General features: G+C 34.3%; 25 protein-coding genes and 4 pseudogenes. 6 read left to right on the top strand and 23 right to left on the bottom strand.

Going from position 1 to position 26980, the window contains the following annotated elements; all coding sequences use genetic code 11:
• Positions 1–370: 370 nt before the first annotated feature.
• From IGB25_RS03835 to pta, 5 genes are all read right to left on the bottom strand, one after another.
• Positions 371–2029: a bifunctional UDP-sugar hydrolase/5'-nucleotidase gene (locus tag IGB25_RS03835; RefSeq protein WP_211066237.1), complete on the bottom strand. Its 1659-nt coding sequence runs from the start codon at positions 2027–2029 to the stop codon at positions 371–373.
• Positions 2030–2031: 2 nt separating this feature from the next.
• Positions 2032–2454 (bottom strand): sulfur reduction protein DsrE, encoded by a 423-nt coding sequence (locus tag IGB25_RS03830; RefSeq protein ID WP_211066236.1) that lies wholly within the window; start codon positions 2452–2454, stop codon positions 2032–2034.
• A gap of 6 nt (positions 2455–2460) precedes the next feature.
• Positions 2461–2808 (bottom strand): DoxX family protein, encoded by a 348-nt coding sequence (locus IGB25_RS03825; protein WP_211066235.1) that lies wholly within the window; start codon positions 2806–2808, stop codon positions 2461–2463.
• A 1248-nt stretch (positions 2809–4056) separates the two neighbouring features.
• The gene (locus tag IGB25_RS03820) at positions 4057–5247 is read right to left on the bottom strand and encodes an acetate/propionate family kinase (RefSeq protein ID WP_211066234.1); all 1191 of its coding nucleotides are present in this window, start codon (positions 5245–5247) and stop codon (positions 4057–4059) included.
• A 3-nt stretch (positions 5248–5250) separates the two neighbouring features.
• Positions 5251–7344 carry a phosphate acetyltransferase gene (gene pta / locus IGB25_RS03815; protein WP_211066233.1) on the bottom strand — a complete coding sequence of 698 codons (2094 nt, stop codon included), beginning with the start codon at positions 7342–7344 and terminating at the stop codon, positions 5251–5253.
• Between the two features lie 287 nt (positions 7345–7631).
• Between pta and rlmH the strand changes: the two genes are divergently transcribed.
• The 3 genes from rlmH to IGB25_RS03800 all read left to right on the top strand — a co-directional run bounded on the left by rlmH (position 7632) and on the right by IGB25_RS03800 (position 9483).
• Complete coding sequence (gene rlmH / locus IGB25_RS03810; RefSeq protein ID WP_211066232.1) at positions 7632–8105, top strand: 23S rRNA (pseudouridine(1915)-N(3))-methyltransferase RlmH; 474 nt, start codon at positions 7632–7634, stop codon at positions 8103–8105.
• 127 nt (positions 8106–8232) lie between these two features.
• Complete coding sequence (gene lipA / locus IGB25_RS03805; protein ID WP_247653600.1) at positions 8233–9153, top strand: lipoyl synthase; 921 nt, start codon at positions 8233–8235, stop codon at positions 9151–9153.
• Positions 9154–9177: 24 nt separating this feature from the next.
• Positions 9178–9483 carry a hypothetical protein gene (locus IGB25_RS03800; protein WP_211066231.1) on the top strand — a complete coding sequence of 102 codons (306 nt, stop codon included), beginning with the start codon at positions 9178–9180 and terminating at the stop codon, positions 9481–9483.
• Positions 9484–9493: 10 nt separating this feature from the next.
• Here the strand turns inward: IGB25_RS03800 and IGB25_RS03795 are convergent, their stop codons facing one another.
• The 11 genes and pseudogenes from IGB25_RS03795 to IGB25_RS03750 form a co-directional block, all read right to left on the bottom strand.
• On the bottom strand, positions 9494–10924 hold the full coding sequence (locus IGB25_RS03795) for a CCA tRNA nucleotidyltransferase (RefSeq protein WP_371815940.1): 1431 nt from the start codon (positions 10922–10924) through the stop codon (positions 9494–9496).
• A 5-nt stretch (positions 10925–10929) separates the two neighbouring features.
• A complete protein-coding gene (locus tag IGB25_RS03790; RefSeq protein WP_211066229.1) occupies positions 10930–11493 on the bottom strand; it encodes an L-threonylcarbamoyladenylate synthase in 564 nt (187 codons plus the stop codon).
• Positions 11490–12221, bottom strand: a complete 732-nt coding sequence (locus tag IGB25_RS03785) for a DUF5672 family protein (protein ID WP_211066228.1) — start codon at positions 12219–12221, stop codon at positions 11490–11492. The genes IGB25_RS03790 and IGB25_RS03785 overlap by 4 nt, the downstream gene beginning before the upstream one ends.
• Before the next feature lie 92 nt (positions 12222–12313).
• The gene (locus IGB25_RS03780) at positions 12314–14005 is read right to left on the bottom strand and encodes an efflux RND transporter periplasmic adaptor subunit (RefSeq protein ID WP_247653599.1); all 1692 of its coding nucleotides are present in this window, start codon (positions 14003–14005) and stop codon (positions 12314–12316) included.
• An 11-nt stretch (positions 14006–14016) separates the two neighbouring features.
• Positions 14017–15258, bottom strand: coding sequence for a heavy metal translocating P-type ATPase (locus IGB25_RS03775; protein ID WP_256437248.1), 1242 nt, complete (start codon positions 15256–15258; stop codon positions 14017–14019).
• A complete protein-coding gene (locus IGB25_RS15140; protein ID WP_256437247.1) occupies positions 15194–16030 on the bottom strand; it encodes an HAD-IC family P-type ATPase in 837 nt (278 codons plus the stop codon). Before IGB25_RS15140 ends, IGB25_RS03775 begins: the two co-directional genes overlap by 65 nt.
• A gap of 2 nt (positions 16031–16032) precedes the next feature.
• Entirely contained in the window at positions 16033–17265 is a 1233-nt protein-coding gene (locus IGB25_RS03770) for a TolC family protein (RefSeq protein ID WP_211066226.1), read from the bottom strand.
• Positions 17262–18095, bottom strand: a pseudogene (locus IGB25_RS03765) (efflux RND transporter permease subunit); the annotation flags it as partial. The pseudogene IGB25_RS03765 and the gene IGB25_RS03770, both read right to left, overlap by 4 nt.
• Positions 18096–18137: 42 nt before the next feature.
• Positions 18138–19052, bottom strand: a complete 915-nt coding sequence (locus tag IGB25_RS03760) for an IS3 family transposase (RefSeq protein WP_211066225.1) — start codon at positions 19050–19052, stop codon at positions 18138–18140.
• A 29-nt stretch (positions 19053–19081) separates the two neighbouring features.
• Positions 19082–19480, bottom strand: a complete 399-nt coding sequence (locus IGB25_RS03755; protein WP_211065049.1) for a transposase — start codon at positions 19478–19480, stop codon at positions 19082–19084.
• 46 nt (positions 19481–19526) lie between these two features.
• Positions 19527–20186: pseudogene (locus tag IGB25_RS03750) on the bottom strand (efflux RND transporter permease subunit); the annotation flags it as partial.
• A 71-nt stretch (positions 20187–20257) separates the two neighbouring features.
• On the opposite strand from IGB25_RS03750, the gene IGB25_RS03745 reads away from it, so the two are divergent.
• Positions 20258–21457 (top strand): IS4 family transposase, encoded by a 1200-nt coding sequence (locus tag IGB25_RS03745; RefSeq protein WP_211064494.1) that lies wholly within the window; start codon positions 20258–20260, stop codon positions 21455–21457.
• Positions 21458–21551: 94 nt separating this feature from the next.
• Here the strand turns inward: IGB25_RS03745 and IGB25_RS03740 are convergent.
• The 7 genes and pseudogenes from IGB25_RS03740 to IGB25_RS15425 form a co-directional block, all read right to left on the bottom strand.
• Positions 21552–21809, bottom strand: a pseudogene (locus IGB25_RS03740) (hypothetical protein); the annotation flags it as partial.
• A gap of 22 nt (positions 21810–21831) precedes the next feature.
• Positions 21832–22672: pseudogene (locus tag IGB25_RS03735) on the bottom strand (IS66 family transposase).
• 118 nt (positions 22673–22790) lie between these two features.
• The gene (locus IGB25_RS03725; protein WP_211066222.1) at positions 22791–22949 is read right to left on the bottom strand and encodes an IS66 family transposase zinc-finger binding domain-containing protein; all 159 of its coding nucleotides are present in this window, start codon (positions 22947–22949) and stop codon (positions 22791–22793) included.
• Positions 22950–23008: 59 nt separating this feature from the next.
• Positions 23009–23197 carry a hypothetical protein gene (locus IGB25_RS03720; protein WP_211066221.1) on the bottom strand — a complete coding sequence of 63 codons (189 nt, stop codon included), beginning with the start codon at positions 23195–23197 and terminating at the stop codon, positions 23009–23011.
• A 229-nt stretch (positions 23198–23426) separates the two neighbouring features.
• A complete protein-coding gene (locus tag IGB25_RS03715) occupies positions 23427–25535 on the bottom strand; it encodes an efflux RND transporter permease subunit (protein ID WP_211066220.1) in 2109 nt (702 codons plus the stop codon).
• An 89-nt stretch (positions 25536–25624) separates the two neighbouring features.
• Positions 25625–26035 carry a hypothetical protein gene (locus IGB25_RS03710; protein WP_211066219.1) on the bottom strand — a complete coding sequence of 137 codons (411 nt, stop codon included), beginning with the start codon at positions 26033–26035 and terminating at the stop codon, positions 25625–25627.
• The gene (locus IGB25_RS15425; protein WP_371815973.1) at positions 26035–26238 is read right to left on the bottom strand and encodes a DUF433 domain-containing protein; all 204 of its coding nucleotides are present in this window, start codon (positions 26236–26238) and stop codon (positions 26035–26037) included. The genes IGB25_RS03710 and IGB25_RS15425 overlap by 1 nt, the downstream gene beginning before the upstream one ends.
• 110 nt (positions 26239–26348) lie before the next feature.
• Here IGB25_RS15425 and IGB25_RS03700 point away from each other — a divergent pair, with 110 nt between their 5' ends.
• Positions 26349–26507: a hypothetical protein gene (locus IGB25_RS03700; protein WP_211066217.1), complete on the top strand. Its 159-nt coding sequence runs from the start codon at positions 26349–26351 to the stop codon at positions 26505–26507.
• Positions 26508–26600: 93 nt separating this feature from the next.
• Complete coding sequence (locus IGB25_RS03695; protein WP_211066216.1) at positions 26601–26759, top strand: hypothetical protein; 159 nt, start codon at positions 26601–26603, stop codon at positions 26757–26759.
• Positions 26760–26980: the final 221 nt, after the last annotated feature.

Genomic DNA, 26980 nt, shown 5'->3' with positions numbered 1-26980 from the left:
ATACTTGTAGCTATTGCTAAAGCCTGGCATTGTTTTTATATTATTTCTTTTTAGTAATTCAATCCAAAAGCCCAAAGCGGAATCACATTATGATAACCATATTCTATATCGTCTTTTTCTATTTGGTTTTGTTGCTTATTTTTTCCTCCGACTTACGCTTCACAATTTCAGTACTGCGTAACGGTATGGCAGTAAAGCATAGAACTTACAGGGAAGAAATTGAAATCATAAAAAATGGATAAATCCATTCACAATCGAATATTTTAAAACCATAGCCCGCGGTTTAAACCGTGGGCTATGGAAAATGGACACCACGGCAAAAATGCCATACTGAATCCAAGTTTTCTTTTTATTCTTATCCATAAATTTATTATTGAAATTTATAATCGGTTTTGGGGACGGTAGAAAAGGAATACTTGCCAAGATATTCACAATAGGCTCTTCCTTCTAGTGTTGGTGCTACAGGTGAGTTTTTTTGAAGGTATTCTTCTACAAGCTCGTGAATGGTATAATCCTTAACTTCAATGTCTTTAACATTGGGCATCCTGCATAAATTATCGATAGGGTCACCAGGACGTACTGGTACCGAGATGGTATAATATTCATCATCTTTCATCGATTCGCCGTTTACGGTTATGCTATTGATTCGTTGGCCCTTTTCATTTTGGCTATTGAAGTTGACCTTCATTCCTGAAAAGCGCACTAACCAGCCGCCAAAACGTTCGGTTGGGTTTTGAGAAAAGGCATTGTGCATTTCTTTTTCCAACCAATCCTTTATCTGTTTTCCAGTTGCTTTTCCTGTCTTTACCTTTTCATTTACCGGAAGCAAGTTCCATAGATTAGCTCTTGTAATCGGTGCTGGTTTTCCATCTTGAGGTACAATGGGATTACCAAACCGAAAACCATTGGAAATTGAAATATCTGCACCTGTTTTCCAGCGAGCGGCATCGGTTATCATATTATCCATTGGGTTTTCAACCGTTAAATATCTATATATCGGTGTGTTTGTATAACCGACTATAGTTTCTAAATGTGCTTTGTAAGGTGCTTTTGCCTTATCCACAAGTGCCTGTATTTCTTCATCGGCTGAAAAGACTTCCGGGTCAACATCAATTAGTTCATAATCGTCATCCACTAACACGCCATTCACAAAATGCAGCGTCAACTTACCTACAAAAGAACCGAACGCCCCGGGTTCAGTTACTTTTGCATATTTGCCTTGTATGGGTTCGCGTACACGTTCGTGGGTGTCGTTACCCAATATATAATCTGCGTGCTCTGCTATAGAATTATTGGCAAGCTCTACTTGTTTGAATATTCCAAGATGCGTTATTAAAAACAAAACATCTATCTTTTCATTGACCTTAAAATCATCTACTATTTTCTTTAGATTATCGTCTAGTCCACTAAAACCAATTCCTTTGCTGAAAATGGGGTTTTGTCTAACGGGCACATCTGGGTCGTTGATACCTATAAATCCTATGCGAATTCCTTCAATTTCCTTTACCCAAGAGGCTGGAAATAAAGGTTCTTCATTATCATCGTGAAACATATTCTGGGCAATTACCTGTGTGTCATACCCTTTCATTACATTCATCATAACTTCCTTGCCGTAAACCACTTCCCAGTTTCCGGGAATGATGACATCATAGCCCATATTTTTTATAATATCAGGCATCACTTTTCCTTCAGATAAAGCAGTGTAACCGCTACCTTGTATAAGGTCGCCACCATCCACAATAATAGTTCTATTTGGGTTTTTCTGTCGTTCCTGGTCAAAAAGGGTTTTTATATTAGCGAGACCGCCACGGTTTTTAAATACTATCTTTTCTTTTTCCCAGAACAGTTCGGGGTGGGTGTCCAGTTGACCGTGTATATCGGCTGTTTGTAATATCGTTATACTCAATGTGTCTTTAACTGAATCATTATTTTCCATTGTGTTCGATTTTTCTGTTTTACAAGAAACCAACACCAATAGTATTCCTATTATGGCAAAAGTTGTTATGAGATATTTCTTATATGAGGTCATAATTATAAGCTTATACTTTTATACCCTTTTTTCTGAAGTTGAAAGTTGTACAGAATTCCGTTCTCTACAACTTCAATTTCTTTTGGGACTTTGGTTTTATCTACTTTAAACTTATTGAGCGAAAACCCACAGGCTATGATTTGTACGCCAGCTTTTTCGGCTTTTACGATGAAGTCACGTATCTTTTCGGTATCGGTGATATCGCCTATTTCCTTTCCACAAATAATGACCTGAAAATCGCCAAAGGCATCGCCGTCTTCGGCTTTCAGGGATTCAGCAGTCATTAATATAGGCTGTAACTGTGGCACTTTTTTGGTCAGTACCACATAATTATTTTTATCATTATTCATTTGCTGTGCCTGTGTGTTTAGGGTTCCGAATAGAGTAAGCATTAAAAAGATTGAACTAAATATGTATGTTTTCATTTTTGTTTATTTTAAAAGGTTATTAGTGTCATTCAATGTAAAAAAAAGAAGTCCACCGAGAATTGCTATGTTTTTAAAAAGTGGACCTAAAGTTGATATTTGTCCAACTTGAATTGTTAATGTGATTGGGATTAGAACGGCAATTAATACAATGGCGACAATTCGAGATTTGAAACCCATAAGTAATGAAATGCCTGCTATCAACATTACTATACCTGACAGAATCACTGCTGTCTCAGGTGTACCAAGAATATTACCAATAAAACCCATGGATGCATTTTCTATCCTGCTCACGGTTTTTTCGGTATTAAAAAATTGATTAGTGCTTGCTACTATAAAAATTAAGCTAAGCATAACTATAGGTTTGTAGCTAACTTCAATTTTAATTCTTGAAATTTCATTTTTGTTATTTGTAATTGATAAATTTAGTGACTGCTTTAGTTTTCTTGGTCAGAAAATCAATTACGAATAAACCTTGAGATTTTGGTATAAAATGTACAAAGGAACATCAGAGACCGAGTGGTTTCTTGATGACTTATGAATAAAGGAATGCCTAAGTAAATTAATTGTAAACTCACAAGGATAAATTTCTGAAACCAAAAAACCAGGTTGCTGGAAAGTTGGTTTTGAGATAGTTTGAATAGTTTCAGTAGCCTGAAAAGTCTGGCAATTTGATTGAGAGATTGTAGATTGACTCTTGTTTAAGACTTTTGTTTGAGAAATCCCTAATTCAGCTTGTATAAAATTCCTAACCTTGCAAGGAGAAAGCAATAACAACAATGCAAGTCCAAAAATGGACAAGATTGAATATACTTTTTTTATTGTGCTACTTTTTCTCATCTATGCAAATGTAGATACAAATCTTATGCAATCGTGTTATTTTTTTCTTAATAAAAGTTAAGGATTTGTCTATGACTAATGCTGGGCAAAAATGCTATCACTTTTCTGCCGTTTAACAAAGAGCAAAAAATCTCAGAACTTCGGTTAAGCACATCATACAGCATTACTTATAGCCTTGTGTTAGCAATAGTAATTTACGCTATCCTAAGGATGAGGTTTTACACAAAAAATATGACAAAGGCAGTTTTTACATTCTACTTGGGTTTTTGGTCTTTGTGCTGATTTTATTTTTGATGAAAATTTTTTTGAGCCACGAATGCACTAATAAATTTTTTTTTAAAGCCACGAATGCACTAATAAATTTTTTTTTAAAGCCACGAATGCACTAATGTTGGTTTTTTGAGCCACGAATGCACTAATGAATTTTTTTTAAATGCCACGAATGCACTAATGTTGGTTTTTTGAGCCACGAATGCACTAATAAATTTTTTTTTAAAGCCACGAATGCACTGATGAACTTGTTTTAAATGCCACGAATGCACTAATGAATTTTTTTTTTAAAAGCCACGAATGTGCTGATGATTTTTTTTTAAAGCCACGAATGCACTAATGTTGTTTTTTTTGAGCCACGAATGCACTAATGAAATTTTTTTTAATGCCACGAATGCACTGATGAATTTTTTTTTAAATACCACGAATGCACTGCAATGAAAGTTTTTCGCATTTCCTAAATCAAAAACATGGATTGAGAGAAAAGTGTAATTACAAAATTTTATAAGCCTGTTTAGCAATTTCAAGCTCTTCATTGGTTGGAATAACCAAAATTTTTACTTTTGATGTTTTGGTGCTGATGTCTCTAATTTCACTTAAAGCCATTTTGTTATTATTTTGATCTAACTGAAGTCCTAAAACATCCATGTCTCGACAAACCAAATCACGCATTAAAGCAGAGTTTTCGCCTATTCCAGCGGTAAAAATTATAGCATCTAAACCATTTAATGCCACAGCATAAGCTCCAATGTATTTTTTAATTCGATAAGCATTCATCTCTAAAGCCAATCTACAATCTTTATTTCCTGCTTCTGCTTTTTGCTGAATATCTCGTAAATCGTTTGAGCCTGTTAAGCCCAACATACCGCTTTCTTTTAGCAAGATATCGTTGACTTCTTTAGCAGAATAACCCAATTTATCCATCAAATAAAAAATCACAGACTGATCAATATCGCCAGCACGTATACCCATAATCAAACCATTAGCTGGACCAAAACCCATTGAATGATCGATGGCTTTACCGTCTTTTATAGCCGTCATACTACAACCGTTGCCAAGATGAATACTGATCAATTTTGAGCTGGATTGATTTCTATAATCTAAAAATTCCTGTGCTTTTTCAGATACATATTTATGGCTCGTGCCGTGAAATCCATAAGCTCTAATGTCTTCTTTTTCTAAAAATGATTTAGGAATAGCATATTGATAAGCTTTTTGTGGCATGGTTTGAAGAAAAGCCGTGTCAAAAACCGCCACTTGTCTCGCTTTGGAAAACACATTTTCAGCGACTTCTATGCCTTTTAAGTTTGGTGGATTATGTAATGGTGCTAAAGTGCAAAGACTTTGAATTTTTGATTTTACTATTTCGGTAATTTCTACTGTTTTTGAAAACGATTGCCCGCCGTGAACGACGCGATGTCCAACGATTTTAATGTCGTCTTTATCAGCAATCACGCCAAATTCCTTGTGCATCAAAAACCTGTTCATTTGAGTCAAACCTTCTTCGTGGTTTGCAATATGGAGTTCCTTTGATGTTTTAAAATCGTCTTTTTTGTAAGTGATTTTAGCGTTTTCTGCACCAATACGTTCAATTAAACCAGTGGCTTTCACTGTTTCGCTGGGCATATCAATCAACTGATATTTGATTGAAGAACTGCCAGAATTGATAACTAATACATTCATAAATTAAATATCTTGAGCTTGAATAGCGGTAATCACCACAGTGTTAAAAATATCGTCAACTGTGCAACCTCGACTTAGATCGTTTACGGGTTTATTTAAGCCCTGCAACATCGGACCTATAGCTACAGCACCTGTTTCACGTTGAACGGCTTTATAGGTATTATTTCCTGTATTTAAGTCAGGAAATATCAAAACTGTGGCTTGACCAGCAACTTTAGAGTTAGGTATTTTACTTTGCCCAACAGCCATATCAACAGCCGCATCATATTGAATTGGACCTTCTATGTTGAGTTCTGGTCGTTTAGATTTTACAATCTCTGTGGCTTTTCTTACTTTATCCACATCTTCGCCTTTGCCCGATGAACCTGAAGAATAAGACAGCATTGCTATTCTGGGTTCAATGCCAAAGGCTTGACTTGATTCGGCTGACGAAATAGCAATTTCAGCTAATTGTTCTGCATTAGGATTAGGGTTAATCGCACAATCGCCAAATACTGAAACTCGATTTTCGAGACACATAAAAAACACAGATGAAACGACAGAAACATCAGGTTTCATCTTAATAAATTGCAAAGCGGGTTTTATGGTATGTTGCGTGGTATGAGTCGCACCTGAAACCATTCCATCTGCCAAGCCTTTGTAAACCATCATCGTGCCAAAATAAGACACATCTCTGATTAAATCTTCGGCAATATCAATGGTCATTCCTTTGTGTTTGCGTTGCTCGTAAAGCGTTTGTGCAAAATCATCTATATATTCAGAATCTAAAGGATTGATGATATTCACTTGATTAAAATCCAAACTTAAACCTAATCTTGAGATGGCTTCTTTAATTTTATTTCGTTCACCGAGAAGGGTTAAATCTACAAAATCCATCAAAGCCAGTTGAGATGCTGCTGTGATAATTCTATCGTCGTTACCTTCGGGCAAAACGATATGTTTACGCTGTTTTTTGGCTCGTTTAAGGAGGTTGTATTGAAACATTCTCGGCGTCATCCCTTTGTTTGTAAAAGTAATCAGCTTGTCTGAAAGTCTTTCTACATCGCAATATTTTTCAAATGTATTTAAGGACAACATGATTTTTTCTTTGTTATCCGCATACATATGTGAGCGCATATTACCAATTTTATTAGCGACTTCAAATGTGCCTTGTTTTACAGAAAGAATAGGCACTACATATTGCAAGCCGTCTATGAGTTTTGCAATAGACGCTTCTGGCACCAATCCGCCAGTCAAAACAATGCCAGAAATTTTAGGATAATTACTCGAAATATTAGCTTGAAGTGCACCGAGAATGATATCTGCTCTATCGCCAGGTGTGATGATCAAGCAGTTCTCTTCAAGATATGTCAGATAATTTCTCAATTGCATTGCTCCTACTTTAAAACTGTTGCTTTGGTTATTCAAATGATCTTCTCCAAATAAAACTTTAGCTTCAATAGATTTAGCAATTTCTTTGACCGTAGGGTTTTTCAAGCCAGAAGTTAAAGGAATAGCATTGACAATAATATCTTTTGGTAAATGCTTTTCTACGCCATTAATAACAGTTTGTAAATTTTCTTCTTGAACCTTGTTGGCAATTACAGCAGAAACTTTAACGCCTTTGTCATCAAAAGAATCGTAAGCTAAATGTAAACCATTTATAAATTCATTTAAACTTTTTCCTACGCCAGTGGAAACAATAACTGTTGGTAGCCCAAGATTTTTAGCAATCAAAATATTGGCATCTAATTCTATAGCTGTGCCTTCACCAGAAAAATCAGTGCCTTCAACCAACATAAAATCGTTGCGGTCTTCAAGGGCTTTATATTTTTCAATAATGATATCTAAAATTTCGCCATCTTGATCAGCATTGCGTTTACTGATAAATTCTGAACGTGTAAACGCATAAGCTTCCTCATATTTGATGTTCAAACCAAAATGAGAAAGAACAGTATTGATATGGTTGTCTTTTTTGCCTGGAGAATTGTTGTCGATAATTGGTCTAAAATAACCTACTTTAGCCGTTTTGGTTAATAACATTCGCATCAAACCTAAAGTAACAATAGATTTTCCGCTATTGGGTTCACTGGTTGCAATATAAATTCCTTTGTTCATTTTTAATTTTTTAATTCAAATTGAGAATAGAAAATATTTAATTTGCAAATGTCAGGTATTTTAACAATTTTTATCTTAAGAGAAAAATAAAGTTTAAGATAGATATTAAAAAATATGATGTTTCTCATATTAAACACTAAAGTAACCGATGTTTAGTTTTTAACCGCAATGGGCACAAAGGTTTCGCAAAGTTCGCCATGTTTTGTTTATTATCTCAGTCATCTGTTATATTTATAAGAATATACTTCGTTAAATTTGGAATTTAAACATAGATAATTTTATTTAGAATGAACATCAAACTTCTACAAATCGGTCAAACCAAACAAAATGAAATAGAAAGTTTGATTCAACATTTTCAAAAACGACTGCAACACTTTATCAATTTTGAAATTGTGAGTTTACCAGATATCAAAAACACTAAAAGCATAAGTGAAGACCAGCAAAAATCTAAAGAAGCGGAATTGTTTTTAAAACATCTTAGCACATCAGATTGGGTTGTTTTGTTAGACGAAAAAGGAAAATCTTTGACTTCGCGGGATTTTGCTAAATTCTATCAAAATAAAATGAATGCAGGCACAAAAACCTTGTGTTTTCTTATCGGTGGACCTTATGGGTTTTCAAAAGATATCTACCGACGTGCCCACCAAAAAATAGCACTATCTCCAATGACCTTTACCCACGAGATGATACGATTGATATATGTTGAGCAAACCTATCGAGCGTTTTCTATCATTCACAATTTGCCTTATCATCACGATTAGTTTTAATATTTCTTAATGGTTGATTTTTCATCATCAATCTTAAAAGATTTCTTAATATTCAGCTTGAAAACACAATATGTAAAGCTAACTCATCTTTATTTTTTAAATTTGTATAAAATTGAAAACTATGAGCACTGCAGTTGCTACGCCAGATATCAAAGAAACATCAAAAGTTGTCAATAAAACTACTGATAAACAAACTACTACCAAAGGTAAACCCAAATGGTTAAGGGTGAAATTACCCACAGGTGAAAAATACAGAAATCTGCGTAAACTTGTAGATAAATACGATTTACACACCATTTGCACTTCTGGTAGTTGTCCTAATATGGGCGAGTGTTGGGGTGAAGGCACAGCAACTTTTATGATTTTGGGTAATGTTTGCACACGCTCGTGTGGTTTTTGTGGCGTTAAAACCGGTCGTCCTGAAGATGTAGCTTGGGACGAACCCGAGAAAGTAGCACGATCCATCAAAATTATGGGCATCAAGCATGCTGTAGTAACAAGTGTTGACCGTGATGATTTAAAAGATATGGGATCTATCATTTGGGCAGAAACCGTTCAAGCCATAAGACGTATGAATCCTGAAACGACTTTAGAAACCTTAATCCCTGATTTTCAAGGCGTCAAAAGAAATATAGACCGCATTATAGAAGTCAGTCCTGAAGTGGTTTCACACAATTTGGAAACGGTAAGACGTTTAACTCGTGAAGTGCGTATTCAAGCGAAATACGATAGAAGTCTCGGCGTTTTAGAATATTTAAAACAACAAGGTATTCACAGGACTAAATCTGGTATTATGCTCGGTCTTGGCGAAAAAGAAGAAGAAGTTATTCAAACCTTAAAAGATTTACGTTCTGTTGATGTCGATGTAGTGACGATTGGTCAATATTTACAACCGAGTAAACAGCATTTACCAGTCAAACAATTCATCACGCCAGACCAATTTAAAAAATATGAAACTATAGGAAAAGAACTCGGTTTTAGACACGTAGAAAGCAGTGCTTTAGTACGTTCATCTTATAAAGCACAAAAGCATATAGAATAGTATTTTAATTTAAAATTATATCTTATGGAAAGTAATGATTTTAAAATAAGTCAAAACGTAGTTTGGTTTTTAGTTATTGGAAATACTTTAGTGATGATTTTAGGTGCTTTTGCAAAGCTAAATCATTGGAATTATCCTGAGTTTTTATTGACTTTTGGATTAATGATGTTTTTTTCGACTTGGATTATCATTTTGAATGATATGATACGGAACAAAATTTACAATAAAAGCTTTTGGATTTTAAGCTTATTTATCATTCCTTTTATTTCGTTTATTTTTTATATGATTCAACGCAAAAGATTGATCAGGTTAGGTCATAAATTGTCTTAGTAAGAAGCCTTTAATTTTTATCTGGTTTTAACCCCAACTCTTTCCCTTTTTTAAGCATAAATTCCCGAGTTGCTTCTTTCTCGTTTGGAATTTCTCCTTCGAGAATGGCTTCTTTAATGGCAGATTTTATGATACCGATTTCTTTTGATGGTTTGATATTAAAGGCTTTCATAATTTCTTCACCACTGATTGGAGGCTGAAAATTTCTGATATGATCGCGTTCTTCAACGTCTTTAATTTTATCCCGAACTCGCTTAAAGTTATTGTGATAAGCTTTAAAACGTTTAGGATTTTTTGTAGTAATGTCTGCTTCGCAAAGTGTCATTAAGTCTTCTAAATCATCGCCAGCATCAAAAATAAGTCGTCTAACGGCAGAATCAGTGACGTTTGAATCAACCACGGCGATAGGTCGCGAACTCATAAAGACGAGCTTTTGAACGTATTTCATCTTTTCGTTCAAAGGCATTTTTAAGCGTTTAAAGAGTTTATAAACCATTTTTGAGCCTTTAAACTCGTGTCCGTGAAATGTCCAACCAATGTTTTTATCAAAGCGTTTGGTGGGAGCTTTGCCGATATCGTGTAACAGTGCAGCCCAACGAAGCCATAGATTTTCTGTGTTTTCTGAAATATTATCCACCACTTCTAAGGTGTGCCAAAAGTTTTCTTTATGCGTTTGTCCTTCAACTTCATCAACGCCTTGAAGTGCTGTGAGTTCTGGTAAAAAGTGTTTTAATAAATTTGCTTTCAATAACAATTTTAACCCAAAAGAAGGTTTGGGTGTCATCATAATTTTATTAAACTCATCAATAATACGCTCGGGCGAAACAATTTTGAGACGCTCAGCTTGTTGTTGAATAGCTTTAAAAGTTTGTTCTTCAATCTGAAAATGCAATTGACTTGAAAATCGAACGGCTCGCATCATCCGCAAAGGATCATCAGAAAAAGTAACTTCTGGTTCAAGCGGTGTTTTTATGACTTTGTCTTTGAGATCTTGAATGCCATCAAATGGATCTAAAAGTTGTCCAAAATCTGATGAATTAAGTTGTAAAGCCAATGCATTTATCGTAAAATCTCTTCGGTTTTGGTCATCTTCAAGGCTTCCAGGCTCAACTTCTGGATTGCGACTATCTTTGGCATAAGACTCTTTTCGCGCCCCGACAAACTCAATGTCAATACCTTTGTAATGCAACATTGCTGTGCCAAAACGTTTAAAGATTTTAACTTGTTTTTTGTTGATTCCTAAAGCTTTTGCAATTTGTTCAGCCAAGTGAATCCCATTGCCAACGCAAACAATATCAATGTCTTTAACTTGTTGTTTGTTGAGAAAATAATCACGCACATAACCACCAATAACATAGGTGTCTAAACTCAATTCATCTGCGACTTCAGATATAATTTTAAAAATAGGATGTGTTAATGCTTCGGTGTGTTTTGACATCATTTAAGTTAGTCTCTAATAATTTGCACTTGACCTTTTTCGTTAAATTTAATAATTCTTGAAGGTTTAGTATCGCTGTTTTGATTTTGCAAATTTACGACATAGTCAACGCCCGTTAAAATTTCTTGTTGAATATCCTTAAATCCTTTTGGCGTTGGTGTTCCACTGATGTTTGCCGAAGTTGAAACAATAGGTTTACCAAATTCTTTTAATAGGTTTTGACAAAATTCAGTTTGGCAAATCCTTATGGCAATCGAGCCATCTTTAGCGATGAGATTTCTGGCTAAATGTTTGGCTTTGGGGTAAATAATAGTTGTGGGTCTTTCGGTTTGTTTTAAATATTCTAAAGCCATATCAGGAATGCTTTCAACATATTTTGATAACATATCGACGTCTTTTACTAAGCAAACCAAAGCCTTAGAATCATCTCGTTGTTTGAGTTGATAGACTTTTTTTACCGCATTTTCATCGGCAAGATCACAACCAATGCCCCAAACGGTGTCGGTTGGGTAAAGGATTGTTTTGTGATTTTTTATATAATTTAAAGGGGTTAGAATATCTAATGTGTTCATGAGAGATGTTGAATGTATTTTTGCCAAAAAGATTTAGTTTTAGACTTTTCAAAACCATGACAACCAAAAGGCAATTGACCTTCATTTATTTTTAGACCAATTTTCGGTTTTCTATCCAAACTAAACTTTGCGACTTCTTTATAATCAGGGATTACAAATTCAATATATTTTGGTGCAATTAATGACCAAAAAACATCTTCAATATTATATAAAGGATGATTTTCATGTCGTGTAATAATGTCATCATATTTTTCGATAAATTTCAAAAATGTTTTTACTTTTCTAAGCGAAAAGCCACCATTACCAACATTGTAAAAAATGGGTTCTCTATCTTTGAGTTTTTTGCTTTTATATAAATTATTAAAAGGATTTTCTGATTTTAACCATGGAGCACCTACATAATCATAATCTTTATCACACCACAATTTTAATTCATCTTTAAAAATATAAGCATCTAACTGGTGTATTAAAATGTATTTATATGATTTAAAACTTTCATAAAAAACTTGACTTAGCATAAGTTTATTGTAAGATGAAACACTTTCAAAAAAAAAGTCATCAAATCTCACATTTTCATATTTGTTTAAACTTTCACCTAATAGAAGATTTTTAGGTATGCATAGACATATATCTGATTTGGAATAATACTTAGATATATTGTTTAACGATAACCATTCATTATCAGATAGATTGTTTCTATACAGTGGAACGACGATTTTAAATAACACTTACATTTTTTTACAAATTTAATTAATTATCAGAAGGTTTAACTCTTTTTATCGTTTTAGACGTTTTTTTGTCACATCAAACACATTTTATATTACGGCATAGAATCAATCACACTGCCACATTTCAGCATTGAAGCGCCGTAATATGGATTTTTTATTTCTTTAGAAAAACTCAACCAAGACGCACCCTGACTTTGATTAGCCATTGGACAATGTTGCACGTAGATTTTATTTTCCAACGGATTTGAAGTGTTAACTAATGTGATTATTTCATCAGAAATTTTTATAAAACTGTCTCTTAAATCTTCAATGTTTTTAATCTCATTTAAATTTTTAAAAGTAGTATCGCTATAGTTTGAAAGTTTTGATAAAAGATTATGATATGCTTGTTTTGAAGCTTCAAAGTTATCGTTTACCAAACTATTTTTTAATTCAATATAATTATTAATAAGCTGAATAATGGTTTCATTATCTTTAGCTGAATGAGTTTGATTTGTCTTCGGCATATCCATATTTCCGTGATGGTGTCCTGTCATAGCTACACCGCCTTCGGGATTCATCATACTAGGTTTACCTGATAGTTGAGCAGTAAGATCAATACTAAATGTTCCATTTACGGCAATTTTATCGCCATCTTGCAACCCAGATTCTATTATATAGTTTTCGCCTAAGTTTTCACCCAAAATCACTTCTCGCATTTTAAAACTGACACCTTTTGCGGTTTGATGCATCACATAAACCACAGAGCGTTTTCCAGTCCACATCACGGCAGATTTTGGTACACTGATTTGGTTATTGTTTTCAGTTTTAGCTTTTACCACACCGCTAACAAACATTTCTGGCAAGAGTTTATAATTAGGGTTTGGGAGTTCAACCCTTGCTTGAGCTACTCTTGTTTGGGGATTAATCATAGGGTCGAGATAAGACACCTTTCCTTTGAATTGTTTACCTGGTAAGGCTTTAATCGTGAAATTTACCTCATCATCTACTTTAACTGAATTAAGATCAGATTCATAAACATCAAACATGACCCAGACTTTAGAGAGGTCAGCAATTTCATAAATAACTGTTCCTTGTTTGATATAATCACCTATGTTTATCATTTTTTTCGTCACATAGCCTGATACATTAGCCAATACGGGAAATTCTTCTATAACTTCATCAGAATTTAAAATTTGCTCTATTTGATTGTCAGAAAGTTTCCAATTTTTTAATTTTTCTTTGGTCGCCCTAAATAGTGCAGGTTGTGTAGCTTTAATTTTTTTAGCTTCAAAGAGTTCTTCTTGTGCAGTTACCAATTCAGGAGAATAGATATAAGCGATAACTTCTCCTTTATTTACAAATTCACCTGTAAAATTCACTGTCAGTTTTTCAATTCTACCAGGGATGTGAGAAGATTGTGTATATAGCAAGCGTTCATCAGCTTGAACTTTGCCATTTAGGCGAACAGATTTTTGGCTACTACCCGAGCTTACTTCTAAAGTTTGGACTTGTGCCAACTGCATAGCGGTAGGCGACATGCTTATCGCCATAGGGTCAAGTTCAGTAATATCTTCAGAGCCAACAGGAATCAATTTCATTCCACATATTGGGCAATTGCCAGGTTCATTTTGACGTATTTGAGGATGCATTGAGCAAGTCCAAGTTTGATTTTGTGAATTTTTGACCGAGGTATGGTTGTCTTCTTTGTTGCTGTTTGATGATGAACCACCAAAAATCACCCATCCAAGCAATATCCCTATAACAAGTGTGCTTGATATAATAATTATTCTTTTTTTATTCATTGTTTTCATTTTTAATTTTTGATTTGTTTTTTAAGTAATTGAGCATTTATAGCCACTATCACTGTGCTTAAACTCATTAAAACGGCTCCAATAGCTGGACTTAAAATAATGCCTATACTTGCTAGAACACCAGTTGCCAATGGTATAGCTAAAATATTATAACCAGTCGCCCACCAAAGGTTTTGTAGCATCTTGTTGTATGTAGTCGCACCAAACACTACCAAGTTGGCAATGTCTTTAGGATTGCTATTGACCAAAACAATATCCGCGGTTTCAGCAGCGACATCGGTGCCTGAACCAACAGCAATACCAACATTGGCTTGAGCAAGTGCAGGAGCATCGTTTACGCCATCACCTGTCATGGCAACAAACTCTCCTTTGTCTTGTAAATCTTTAATGATGTTTTGTTTGTCCTCTGGAAGCACTTCAGCATAGTATTTGTCTAAGGACAATTGTTGACTGACTGCTTTTGCAACTTTATCGTTATCTCCAGTAGCCATAAAGACTTTTATACCTCTATCTTTCAAAGTTTGAATGGCAGACATAGATTCAGGTCTAATTTCGTCAGCTAAGGCAATAAAACCAACCAAGTTGTCATCTAATAAGACAAAGACTACCGTTTCATCTTCTGTTTTAAAAGCCTCTGATGGCATATCTATGTTCAATTCTTTCAGCATACCTGGACTTACAATTTGTATTTGCTGATCATTAAGCGTTGCTTTTATTCCTTTTCCTGTGATATTTTGAAAGTTTTCAGGTTCGTTTAATGACAATTCTTCTGATTTTGCTTTTTTGACAATACCGCCAGCAATAGGATGTTCAGAACTGTTTTCGACTGATGCTGCCATTTGTAGCAGTTCTTTGTCTGATAGTTTATCTGACGTGCTTTTAAAACGCGTTACGCCAAATTCACCTTTAGTTAAAGTTCCTGTTTTGTCGAATATAATTGCCGTTAATTTACGTGCATTTTCAAAAGCTGTTCTGTTGCGAATCAGCAATCCGTTTTTAGCAGAAACTGCAGTTGAAATAGCTACAACCAATGGAACTGCAAGACCTAAGGCATGTGGACACGAAATAATCATTACCGTAACCATACGTTCCAAGGCATATACAAAATCTTTTCCAAGGCTTAGCCAAACAATAAGCGTGGTGATACCAGCACCAAGAGCAACATAAAATAGCCATGCATCAGACTTTATCGGCCAAGTTTTGAGTTTTAGATTTGACCTTTTGGGCTTCTTTGACCATACCAATTACTTTAGTCAAATAAGAATCTTCACCCGTATGTTTGACTTTGATTTTTAATGTCCCTTTATCATTAATAGAGCCACCAATTACTTGATCGTCTTTTTGTTTTGCTACAGGTTTTGATCTGCCCGTAAGCATAGACTCATTGACATGGCTTTCGCCTTCTAATACAACACCATCTGCAGGAATTTTTTCACCTGGTCTAACCAAGATAGTGTCATTTGCTTGTAAGTCTTCGATAGAGACATCTTCGTGATCACCATTTTTGTTAATTTTTCTCGCAGTAGAAGGCATCATTTTGGCGAGTTCTTGAAGAGCATTAGATGCTCCCATAACCGATTTCATTTCTATCCAATGACCGAGAAGCATAATAACAATCAAGCTAGCCAATTCCCAAAAGAAAATCTTACCCTCAAGACCAAATACGACAGCCGAACTGTAGAAATACGCTACTGAGATAGCGAGAGCAATGAGTGTCATCATGCCTGGTGTTTTCTTTTTAACTTCATCGAATAGTCCTTTTAGAAAAGGCCAACCACCATAGAAAAAGATGATAGTTGACAAGGCAAATTGAATATATCGGTCGCCTTCAAAACGAAGCTCATAATTCAACAATCCTTGAATCATTGGAGCGAGTACAACTATTGGTAGAGTTAAGACTAAAGAAATCCAAAAACGTTTTTTGAAATCTTTAATCATCATAGCATGATGGTCGTGATGGTCATGATTTTCATGACCGTTTTTTGATGATGAATGTTTATGAGATTTAGGTTCCATAATTATTGTGTTTTAGCAGTTAAATAATCTAATTGAGCTAAAGCGGTATGGTATTGAGCTAAAGCTTTAACTTTCATTTTTTGATACTTCAAGATTTGTTGTTGCATACGCAACACTTCTTCAAACTCTTTACCTGAATCGCTATACGCTCTGAATAAAAGACGCAAGGATTGTTTTGATGTTTGTATTTGTTCTTGGTATAAAGTTATGAATTCCAATTGTTTTTGAATTTCAAACCAAGTTAAATCATAAGAACTTATCAAATTATTTGTAAGGTCTTCTTTTTGTAATTTGTAGGCTTCTTGCATCAATTGGGCTTCTTTTTTGGCGACTTTATACTTTCCTCTGAAAATAGGAATACTCAAACTTAACATAGGCATTAAAACATCCTGACCATTGTCAGAGAGAGAAACATTTGACCGTTCTTCAACAATGGCATAATCTATTCCCACGCCAAATTTGGGCAATCCTTGTTTGACAGTCGCTTGCTCTTGAGCTTCACTGGCTTTGACTTTTAAATCCAATTGTTCAAGCATAGGATTAGCTACTAAAAGAGAATCCTTTCTATAATTATTGCTCATCGGTATAACTTGTAAAGTATCTTGAATAAGGATCTTTGAAGTTTCATTTCTATTGAGCAACTTGTTAAATCGAGTTTCAAGTGGTTTTATTTTTTTGTTAAGAACAGAAAGATTTGTTGTAGCATCTTTCAGCATAATATCAACACGTAATACATCAACCATAGTTCCTTTGTCGTTACCGAACTGGGTTGTTGCAATGGTTTTATAGGACTTTAATATGCGTTGATTTTCTAATTCAATTTCTATAAATTCATTTAATTCATAAAGCGGATAATAAGTCACCGCTACTTTATAATACAATTGATTTCGGGCATCTAAAAACGCTTGGTATTTGGCTTCAGCAAAAAACGTAGCAAGATCTCCCTGTGCTTTTAAAGTGCCAAACCACGGAAACATTTGTGTTAATGAAAACTTGGCTTGCTGTGGACCAACACGTGTTTCAACAGGCGAAATAAAATAACCAAATGATAAACTAGGATCAGGAAGGTCACTGCTCTGAGCCACTTTTTCCATAGTCGCTTCAAACGATTTGTATTTAGCCTGTAAGCCAGGATTGTTTTCAGCGACTATTTTGAAATAATCATTTAACGATTGACTTATGCCAACTGAATGTATGCCTATGACAGCTATTAAAATAAGGATATACTTTTTCATAATTGTGTTTTTGAAAGTTTACGCTCTTCTCTCCAACAATAAATAACGGGAACGATAAAGAAGGTAATGGTCGCAAAAACCATCCCGCCAATTGATGGAATAGCCATTGGTATCATGATATCTGAGCCACGTCCAGCTGATGTAAGAATAGGCAATAAAGCAATGATGGTAGTGGCTGATGTCATTACAGCTGGCTTAATTCTACGTTGACCAGCTTCTACAGTGGCAAACCTAATGGCCTCAAGACTTTTGGTTTTATTTCTTTTAAAGCTTTGGTCTAAGTAAGTTGCTATCAAAACCCCATTGTCAGTTGCTATGCCGAACAATGCAATAAAACCAACCCAAACGGCCACACTTAAATTGATGGTATGTATTTGAAACAAGTCTCTAAAATTTGTTCCAAAAAGCGAAAAATCAGCAAACCAATGTTGACCATAGAGCCATAAAACAATAAAACCACCACTAAAAGCTATTGCAATTCCTGTAAACACCATAAGAGATGTGCTTACAGACTTAAATTGGAAGTAAAGTATAAGAAAAACAATAACAAGCACTATAGGGACGATAATAGACAGGCGTTTCTCGGCTCTAACTTGATTTTCGTAATTTCCTGAAAACTTATAACTTACACCAGAGGGAACATTCAACTCACCACTGTCAATTTTGTCGTTTATGGTTTTTTGAGCATCATTTATTACCGTAACCTCTGAAAAACCATCACGTTTATCAAAAAGCACATAACCCACTAAAAAAGTTTCTTCACTCTTGATAGCTTGTGCTTCACGGACATACTCAAAATCAATGATTTGAGATAAAGGGATTTGGGATCCAGTTGGCTGACCTTCCCTAAATAGCGTTGACCGTTTTGGTTATTATTCATTTTTAATTATTATCGGACAATTATGAGCCAGAGGTCTTTCTTGGGTAATAAAGTCATGGTGGCTCGATGCCACCTTGACTTTATAATTACCATCGGCATAAATAATCACCGTCGGTCTTTCTTGGGTGCTCAAATTTAATAAAAGTTTTTCAAACTGGTTAGGCGAAAAGTCATTAGGTAAATTACTATGACCTCTTTTGGTGTTGTAATGCTTTACCGCTTTTCTTGTTTTGATTTTTAAGTCTTTGTAATCATTTATATTCCATAGTTTTAAGTATTCGTTTTTAATAGTTCCATTTATTCTTTCTGCATATGCATTATCCTGTGCTTTAAGACCCATGCTGATTTTGATTCCCGAATCATTCAAAATCTTTACATAAGCTTTACTGCCATATTGAGAACCGCGATCTGAATGATGTATCATGTTGTTTCTCTCTTTAGGGTTAATTTGTTTTAATGCCATTTTTAAAGCCTTTATGTTACTTTCATGACGCATATTTGAGCTTACATTGTAGCCAATTATCTTTCTTGTGTAAACATCCAAGATAAAGACTATGTAATAGAAATCGTCATTTAGATAAAAATAGGTGATATCGCTCTGCAAAACTTGATGTGGTTTTGTAACTCCCATACCTTCAATTAGATTTGGGTAATTTAAATGAGTTGGTATAGTAGTTCTTCTGTAATTCTTTATTGTTCTTACTCGATAGCCTAAGTCCATAAAAATTTCACAGAATTTATCTCTGCCCATAAACTTTGGCTTAAGAGCTCTATACATTTTCTCTACCCCACAACCTGGGTGATCTTCTCTTATGATATCTGCTTGATTTACTAAATCCATAAGTTCCATATCAAATTGTTGTTGCCTCTTTCTGGCTTGATGAACGGCTTGTTTACTGATGTTCAAAAAACCATAAAAAGCGTTTAAATTGTATTTTAGTTCTTTTTTGTGGTCTTGGAACCACCAGATTGTGGGGTGTTTGAGTTTTTTTTGATGTCGATATCATATTGCTCTTTAGCTAGCTCTATCATTTTTTCCAGATAGTCAATGTTCATTTGTTTTTGCCCTAAAGCCTGTTCTAATTCAGCGATTCTGTTTTGTAATTCCTTAAGTTTTTGCATTTGACTATCTTTTAATTCAACAACTTTAATTGACTTTTTGTTGTATTTGGAATATTTGTAAATCCAGTTATAAATACTTGCATTAGGAATATCGTAAATCTTTTCTAATTCACAAACTGAGTGTTTACCTGACTCGTATTCATTTACAATTCTTAATTTAAAATCTTCGGAATATTTCCGTCTTGTGTTGATTCTTTTTCCGTTTTTTAGCATCTTTGATTTGTTTTAAAAACGGTCAACCTATATCAGGGAATTACAGCGTTGATATCAAAATTTTACCAATGCTTTCTTGGTCGTTTCTTAATTCTCTGTGGTAACGAACTCTAACAGGAAAACGCTCTCTACCTTCAACGGTGGAAGTTATTTTCATACCACCAATAGCCGTTTCTATGGTTTGTTGAACATCTTCAATGTTGAGACCATAGCGTGAAATTTCTTCTCGGTTAATATTGAGATGTAGATAAGGTTTACCAATGATTCGATCAGCAAAAACAGCTTCTTTTTTAACCGAAGGAACATCTTTAAGGATATTTTCTAATTGTAACCCAAAGTTTTCAATGGTTTTTAAATCTGGTCCATACACTTTGATTCCCATAGGTGCTCGCATTCCCGTTTGAAGCATCACCAAGCGCGTTTCTATAGGCTGTAATTTTGGTGCAGATGTGATTCCAGGTATATAACTGATTTTTTTGATGAGTTCGTTCCAAATATCATCTGGCGATTGAATGTGCTCACGCCAGTTGCGGTAGTATTTTCCGTCGTCATCGGCGATAAGCTGATCGGCTTCAATGCCTTGTTTTAAACCTTCGCTATTGGTCAATGTATCTTTGTTTTTGGTAATAAATCGACCTTTATCATCTACTTTAAAGCGTTGCTTATGACCTTTTTTGTTAAGAATCATTAGTGTCCGATAAAATATTTTAAAGTGGGATTTCCAATACAGGATTTCCCACTTTTTTATATCTTCATCTTTCGCAAAAAAAAAGAGATATGAACAAAAGTAAAAATTTCAGCGGTCAACCCATTATCAAACAGGTTTTAAATTTTATTTTACCCAACGATGTTTATCGGACAGCCGAAAAGCATAACAGCGACAGATACACTAAAAAGTTCACTACTTATGAGCATTTAGTTACTATGATTTTCACTGTCATTAGTGGTTGTAGCTCGCTTCGTGAAGTATCGAGTATTATGCTTGCTTGTGAAGGAAAAATCAACCATTTGGGGCTAAAAGATTTCCCAAAGCGAAGCACATTATCTGACGCCAACAGGAGAAGAAGCTCATCAGTATTTGCTGATATTTACCATTTACTCTATAAACGTTACCACCGATTTTTGTCGGACAGCAGAACTTATGAACCAGCTGTAAAAGACCTTAAAATTGTTGATTCATCAACTATAACACTCTTTAGTGACATTCTTAAAGGTGTAGGTAGAAACTCACTCAACGGCAAAAAGAAAGGTGGTATCAAGATGCACACTATGATAAATGCTATGGAAGATGTGCCCTGTCTGATAAAGTTCTCAAATGCCGCAACCCATGACCATACCTTTTTAAAGGATCTTGAACTCAAGAAAGGTTCTTATGTCGTCTTTGATAAAGGTTATGTGGATTATAAACAATACCAAAAATGGACCTTAGAGAATATTTACTTTGTGACCAGACAAAAAGACAATGCCCGTTATACAAGCCTTGAAGAGTTTGATATTCCCGACACGGTAGATGATGCTGTCCTAAAGGACGAAAAAATAGAACTCAAAGACAATGACGGTAAGCCATTTTACCTTAGAAGAATAGCTTTTTGGTACGATAAACACCAAAAAGTTTATGAGTTCATTACCAACAATTATGAACTTCAGGCAGATAAAATTGCCGAGATCTACAAGAACAGGTGGCAAATCGAGACTATGTTCAAACGCCTTAAACAAAACTTCCCGCTAAAGTATTTTCTTGGAGATAATCAAAATGCCATCGAGATACAGATATGGGTCAGCTTAATCATACAACTAATAATGCTTGTCATTCAGAGAAAAGCAGAAAGAAAATGGGCATATTCTAATATGATGTCCGTGATACGATATCATTTAATGACCTATATTGATTTGTTCAAATTCCTTAAAAATCCAGAAGCAAAATGGGAAGATATTACAACAAAAAATATAGGTCAATTAAGCCTTTTTGACCCATAAGGAGGTTCTATTTTTAAAATACTAAAGCTACACAGTGAAATTAGGCGATACAAAAGATTTTTTTAGTAATTTAGATTTTTATCGGACAACAATGGTTAAGAATATACTCAGGTCTGTAATTGATGATATTTTCATACATTGAAATTGGTGCTGGATCTAATGCCGATTCAACGCGTCCTAATTTTCCAACCGTTAATTCAACTTCGGGAATGTTGGTGATCAGCATATCTAATTGCCCTAAAACCTTTCTGTTGTATTCAATTCCCGAATGTGGCATTGAAGTAGGCATCAACAGAAAAGTGCCTTCATCAAGGGCTGGCATAAACTCTTTTCCTATGCCAGGAAATGTTTTAGCTAAACTTGACCAAACGTAACTAATCAGTCCGCAAATTAGCAATAATATTTAGTGTAGATAAAACTGATTGCTGATTTTTTAAACAAGAATCTGTTACAGATCTAAGTATGGCAAAGTTATCACAGCCCTGTTCTGATCTAAATTGTCCAGAGATTTTCTGTTTTACTTTTATATTTCTTATTGCTCTTTCAGAGGCGTTGTTATCTGGAGGTACATCCAGATGATAGAGGAATGTAAAGATATAGTTCCTGTATTTTATAAGTCTTTTTTTAAAAGTTATTAATTCTTTATGTTCTTTTGGCGGATCATGATTTAAGATGATATCCATTCTTTTTTCTATACTTTTCTTTATTGGACAATCCTTGTTAAAGGCTATATCTTTTATATTTTTCTTAAAGTTGATGGCTTTTAAAAATAAGTTTTTGCAAGCTCTACTCCATTTATGATCGTACTTTTCAGTTAGATAGTTTAAATCCCGAAGTAAATGTGCCATGCAAATTTGGTGTGATTGAGCGTTGGTATTGAAATGACTCTTCCAACAATCGTGCACTAACACAGCATTTTCAAAACCATTTTCAAAGGTTTGTTCTATACTTTTTTGTCCTCTATTATCAGTTATGGTAATAAAGGTTGCTTTTTCATTTTGCCATGTCCACGCCCAGTTTTTGTCTCCTGATACTTTTACTCCCTGTTTCATCGCTACCGATAGGCGATTTTGAGTTTGCTATTTCTTGTTTTATCAGATTATATGCAGGTTCAGCTTTAGTGACAAGTTTGTTTAATAAATAGTGTATTCCTCCTTCACTTATAGGAATATTAAAAACCGTATTGAACATTTCTTGCATTCTCTTAAAAGGCAAGTATTGTCTGGTATGAAAATATCCTATTAAACTTTCAATATTATTCCCATAGCTTACGGGTGCATTTGCTTGTGATGGATAGTCGCTTTTTGTTTCACAACCGCAAGGACAAACTTTTTTATAAACCTTGTGTTTCTGTGACTTTTATTTTTATTTCAGGGATGTCAAATACCTGTCGACTTCCTGCATATTGATGTGGAAGTGATGAAAGGTCGTTTCCACAACAGTTACAATAATCTGGTATGTGTTCTTCTGTAACATCAGGTATCTCAACCATCTTCAAAGTATTGCCTTTTCTTCCTGTTTGCCCACCTGGCTTACGCCCTGTCTTTATTCTTAGGCTTTTCTCTTTGGTCTATTTTCATCCTTTGAGGGTGGTATGGAGCTATTATTACTGTTTTTTGGAGTTTCATATTTACTAAGTCGTGCTTTAAGTTGACTATTTTCTAATTCTAAAGCAATTAGCTTTTTAGAAAGTTCTTCTACCTTCTGCAAGAGTGATTCTATAAGCTTATCCTTTTCCAACTTTTTTTCTTACAAATGTAGGGTGGTATGTTTGTAACAAACAAATTATTAACCAATTAGTTATCAATCCAAAAAGTTAAAAATGTTGATAAAGGTCTGATTTTTAAAATCAAGCTCTAATGAGTGGCTTATTTGAAATTTTTTTTAAAAAATTGAAATAAGCACAAAGAAAATATATGCTCAGTTTGTATTATCCAAAATTTATAGTCTTATTTTTGACACTGATTAGTTACGACCAAACTTCTGTGTCGTTGATATTTACCCCGATTTTGTCAAACCCTTTGGACACAAATCCAAAGATGGTGTTGAAACCTAACCATATATTGGCACCAAGCAGTATGAGTAATGCTGGAAGCAGTAAAAATTTAACTTTATTATTTAGACACCAGATAAGAAGGCTTTTGTATTTGTACTCTAAAAGTCTAAATAGTCCGAGAATTATACTGACTAATAAGACGACAAACACTAAGTTTATAAATAGAGATTTAGACGCACCAAGTGGTAACCAATATTGAGCTAATAGCCAGACTACACCAAAAAGCACCACAATTAATTCAGCATAATTATAACAAAATAATAATGGCTTAGAAAACTTATCTTTCTTATCTTGAAAATACATTTTTAGGATGCTGATAGCTCCAAATAACATGAGCAATACACCAGCCCATTCTTGATTATAGAAAAGTGCTACAATTCCAAGCAAGATCAGAATATAATTACCATATTGCTTAAACTTTTTATTTTTTATTTTAAACCCAAAAAACCACTGTGCTAACGTTGGCATAATTAATAAACTAACCAACAAAGCCGCCACTAAAGCAAAAGTTTTGGTAAAAGCTAAAGGACCAAAGAGTTTGCCTTCAGCGACCTGCATCGTAAATACAGGGATAAAGCTAACAATGGTGGTCGATACGGCTGTTAAAATGGCAGTTGCTACTTCAGATGCACCGTTGTAAATGCTATCTATCAGTTTTTGACCTGGCGGAGCTTCATCTAAGTGTTTGATAATATTTTCTGAAAGGATAATGCCTAAATCGACCATAGTTCCAATGGCAATGGCAATACCAGATAAAGCCACAATATTGGCTGTAACATCAAAATACTTCATCGCAATAAAAACCATAAGCACTGCTATGGGTAAAAGACTGGAAATTAAAAATGAAGCTCTTAAGTTATAAACCATCACAATGACTACCAGAATAGTAATGAGTATCTCAAGAGACAAGGCTTCTTCAAGCGTACCTAAGGTTTCGTAAATCAATTCAGAACGGTCATAAAATGGGACGATAGTTAACTGACTTTCTCTACCGTCTGCTAAGGTTTTCTTGGGCAAGCCAGGAGCAATTTCTTTGATTTTGTCTTTGAGGTTATTGATAACTTGTAGTGGATTAGCTCCATATCTTGCCACTACTACTCCACCTACAACTTCTGCTCCGTCTTTATCTAACAGACCTCTGCGAGTAGCTGGTCCTAAAGTAACAACCCCGATATCTTCAATTCTAACAGGCACATTATCTTGCACAGCAACCACCGCTTTTTCAATGTCTTCTATTTTTTTGACATAACCCAAGCCACGCACTAAATATTCTGCCTGATTAATCTCGATAGTCTTAGCACCTACATCTCTGTTAGATTTTTGAACAGCTTGCATTACCTTGTGCAGTGGAATATCATAAGCCTTTAAGGCATCGGGATTGACATCAATTTGATATTCTTTTACAAAACCACCAATAGAAGCGACTTCAGAAACGCCTTCGGTGGCGTTTAAACCGTATTTGACATAAAAATCTTGAACAGTTCTGATTTCGTGTAAATCCCAACCACCAGTCGGGTTGCCGTTTTTATCTCTACCTTCAATGGTGTACCAATAGACTTGACCGAGAGCTGTGGCATCGGGACCAAGTGCTGGCTGAACATCATTAGGCAGAAGACCAGAAGGTAAAGCATTGAGTTTTTCTATAATACGAGATCGCGACCAGTAAAACTCTACGTCTTCTGAAAAAATGATGAAAATACTTGAAAACCCAAAAACTGATGTACTTCTAATAGATTTTACACCAGGAATTCCCAACAAATAAGTTGTTAATGGATAAGATATTTGGTCTTCGATATCTTGTGGCGAACGCCCTTTCCATTCGGTAAATACAATTTGTTGATTTTCGCCAATATCGGTAAATACAATTTGTATGGCAATATCTACAGGTACAGGATCAGAAGGCAATACACCTGTGTCCCAGCCAAAAGGTGCTGTAACAACTCCCCAAGTCACAAAAACTATAAGCACTAGAACAGTAACTAACTTGTTCTCTAAAAAATATTTAATGATTTTATTAAGCATAAAGATTTGATATTAAAACATATACACGATTATTGGTTTTCAATCTAAAAAAAAAATCAGAAGAAAGAATTGTGTTAAATTTTAATATATCAAATCAGATAAACCTGGTATAAAGCTTGAAAGTTCCTTTCGTATAAAGGCGGTGGATATTCGTAATGTGAAAGCGTTGTATTGGTCTGAAAAATAGGTTTTACAAAAAATGTATAAACCAAAGCTTGAACAAAAATGGGATGTGGCAATTCAAAATCAGTAGATTGAAGTTTTAATTGATCTTGTCCTTTTATGATTTTGACCTCATCATTGCAACAATTGCTTTTTGTAATGCCATTATTTTGTTGTGTTTCATTTTCATATAACACACATTTTTTTGCGGGTTTTATGATGGATTTATCAACCATAATATTACCGCAATAGTGTGTGCTTACCGTCATTGATAGGGTTGAACACATCACAACAACAGCCATTAAAACACTCAATATTTGATTGAAAATTGATTTCATCACATTACAAATATATGATATTTTTTAATAAATCGTGTTATTAATTTATCAATATTTTCTCTGTCTGATATTATCTTTAAAAATATCTTATAAGAAAGCAAAAACTGACTGTATGTCTTCTTTTTTAATCTGGGATAATTTTCCAAGATTTGATTTTCACTCCATCCAGAGGCTAACAAATTTAGAATATGTTCAACGGATATATTTGAATACTTCCGTATTTGGCGGTTATTTTGACACTGAATTTGAGGAGTGGACTAAACCCCTATTCAAACGAATAAATAACGGCTAATTTACGGTCTTATTATCAACTATGTTGGATGAGGAATTAGAATTTGCACCAAAACATATTAAAAATCTATTTGCGAATTTAGGTAATAATTTTACTGAGTTTCTTAAAGATAAAGATGAGGTCATTAATTTAGCGACTGAATATATTGACCAAAAAATAGTTGGAATTTTAAGCATATAGTAAATGTTGAGCGAATACGAGGCTATAATTCTATAAACTTAAAAAATGGTTATAAACAATTGGACATTCGCTCGCCAAGAGAATTGATGAAATATGGAAACTAAAACAAAAAACAAATTTGATGCAGTAAAATTTGCAAGAGAGCAAAAAGACAGATTAGACAAAATCTTCTCGACAATGACAAAAGAAGAAATTTTGGAATATTTAAAAAGCAAAAGCATCGAAAGAGGACGAATAAAACCCGATGCCTAAAAATAAGACTATAATTTATGCTGTATTGCCAATTTAATTGCAGTTAAAGGATTGTTGCTAAATTTATTGAATAGTTAAAAAGTGGTGGAGTTTTTTTCACAATACTGTATATAGCCTTTACGTTAAATTCAACTTTTAAGTTTTCTTTTGCTTTTAATTTAAAAACATTAAAAACTTGTAAAACTTACAATGGCATAAAATTACACAGCCTATGAAAAATA

Source organism: Flavobacterium sp. CS20, from assembly GCF_018080005.1.
GTDB lineage: Bacteria > Bacteroidota > Bacteroidia > Flavobacteriales > Flavobacteriaceae > Psychroflexus.
This window is presented reverse-complemented; position numbering and strand designations above follow the sequence as displayed.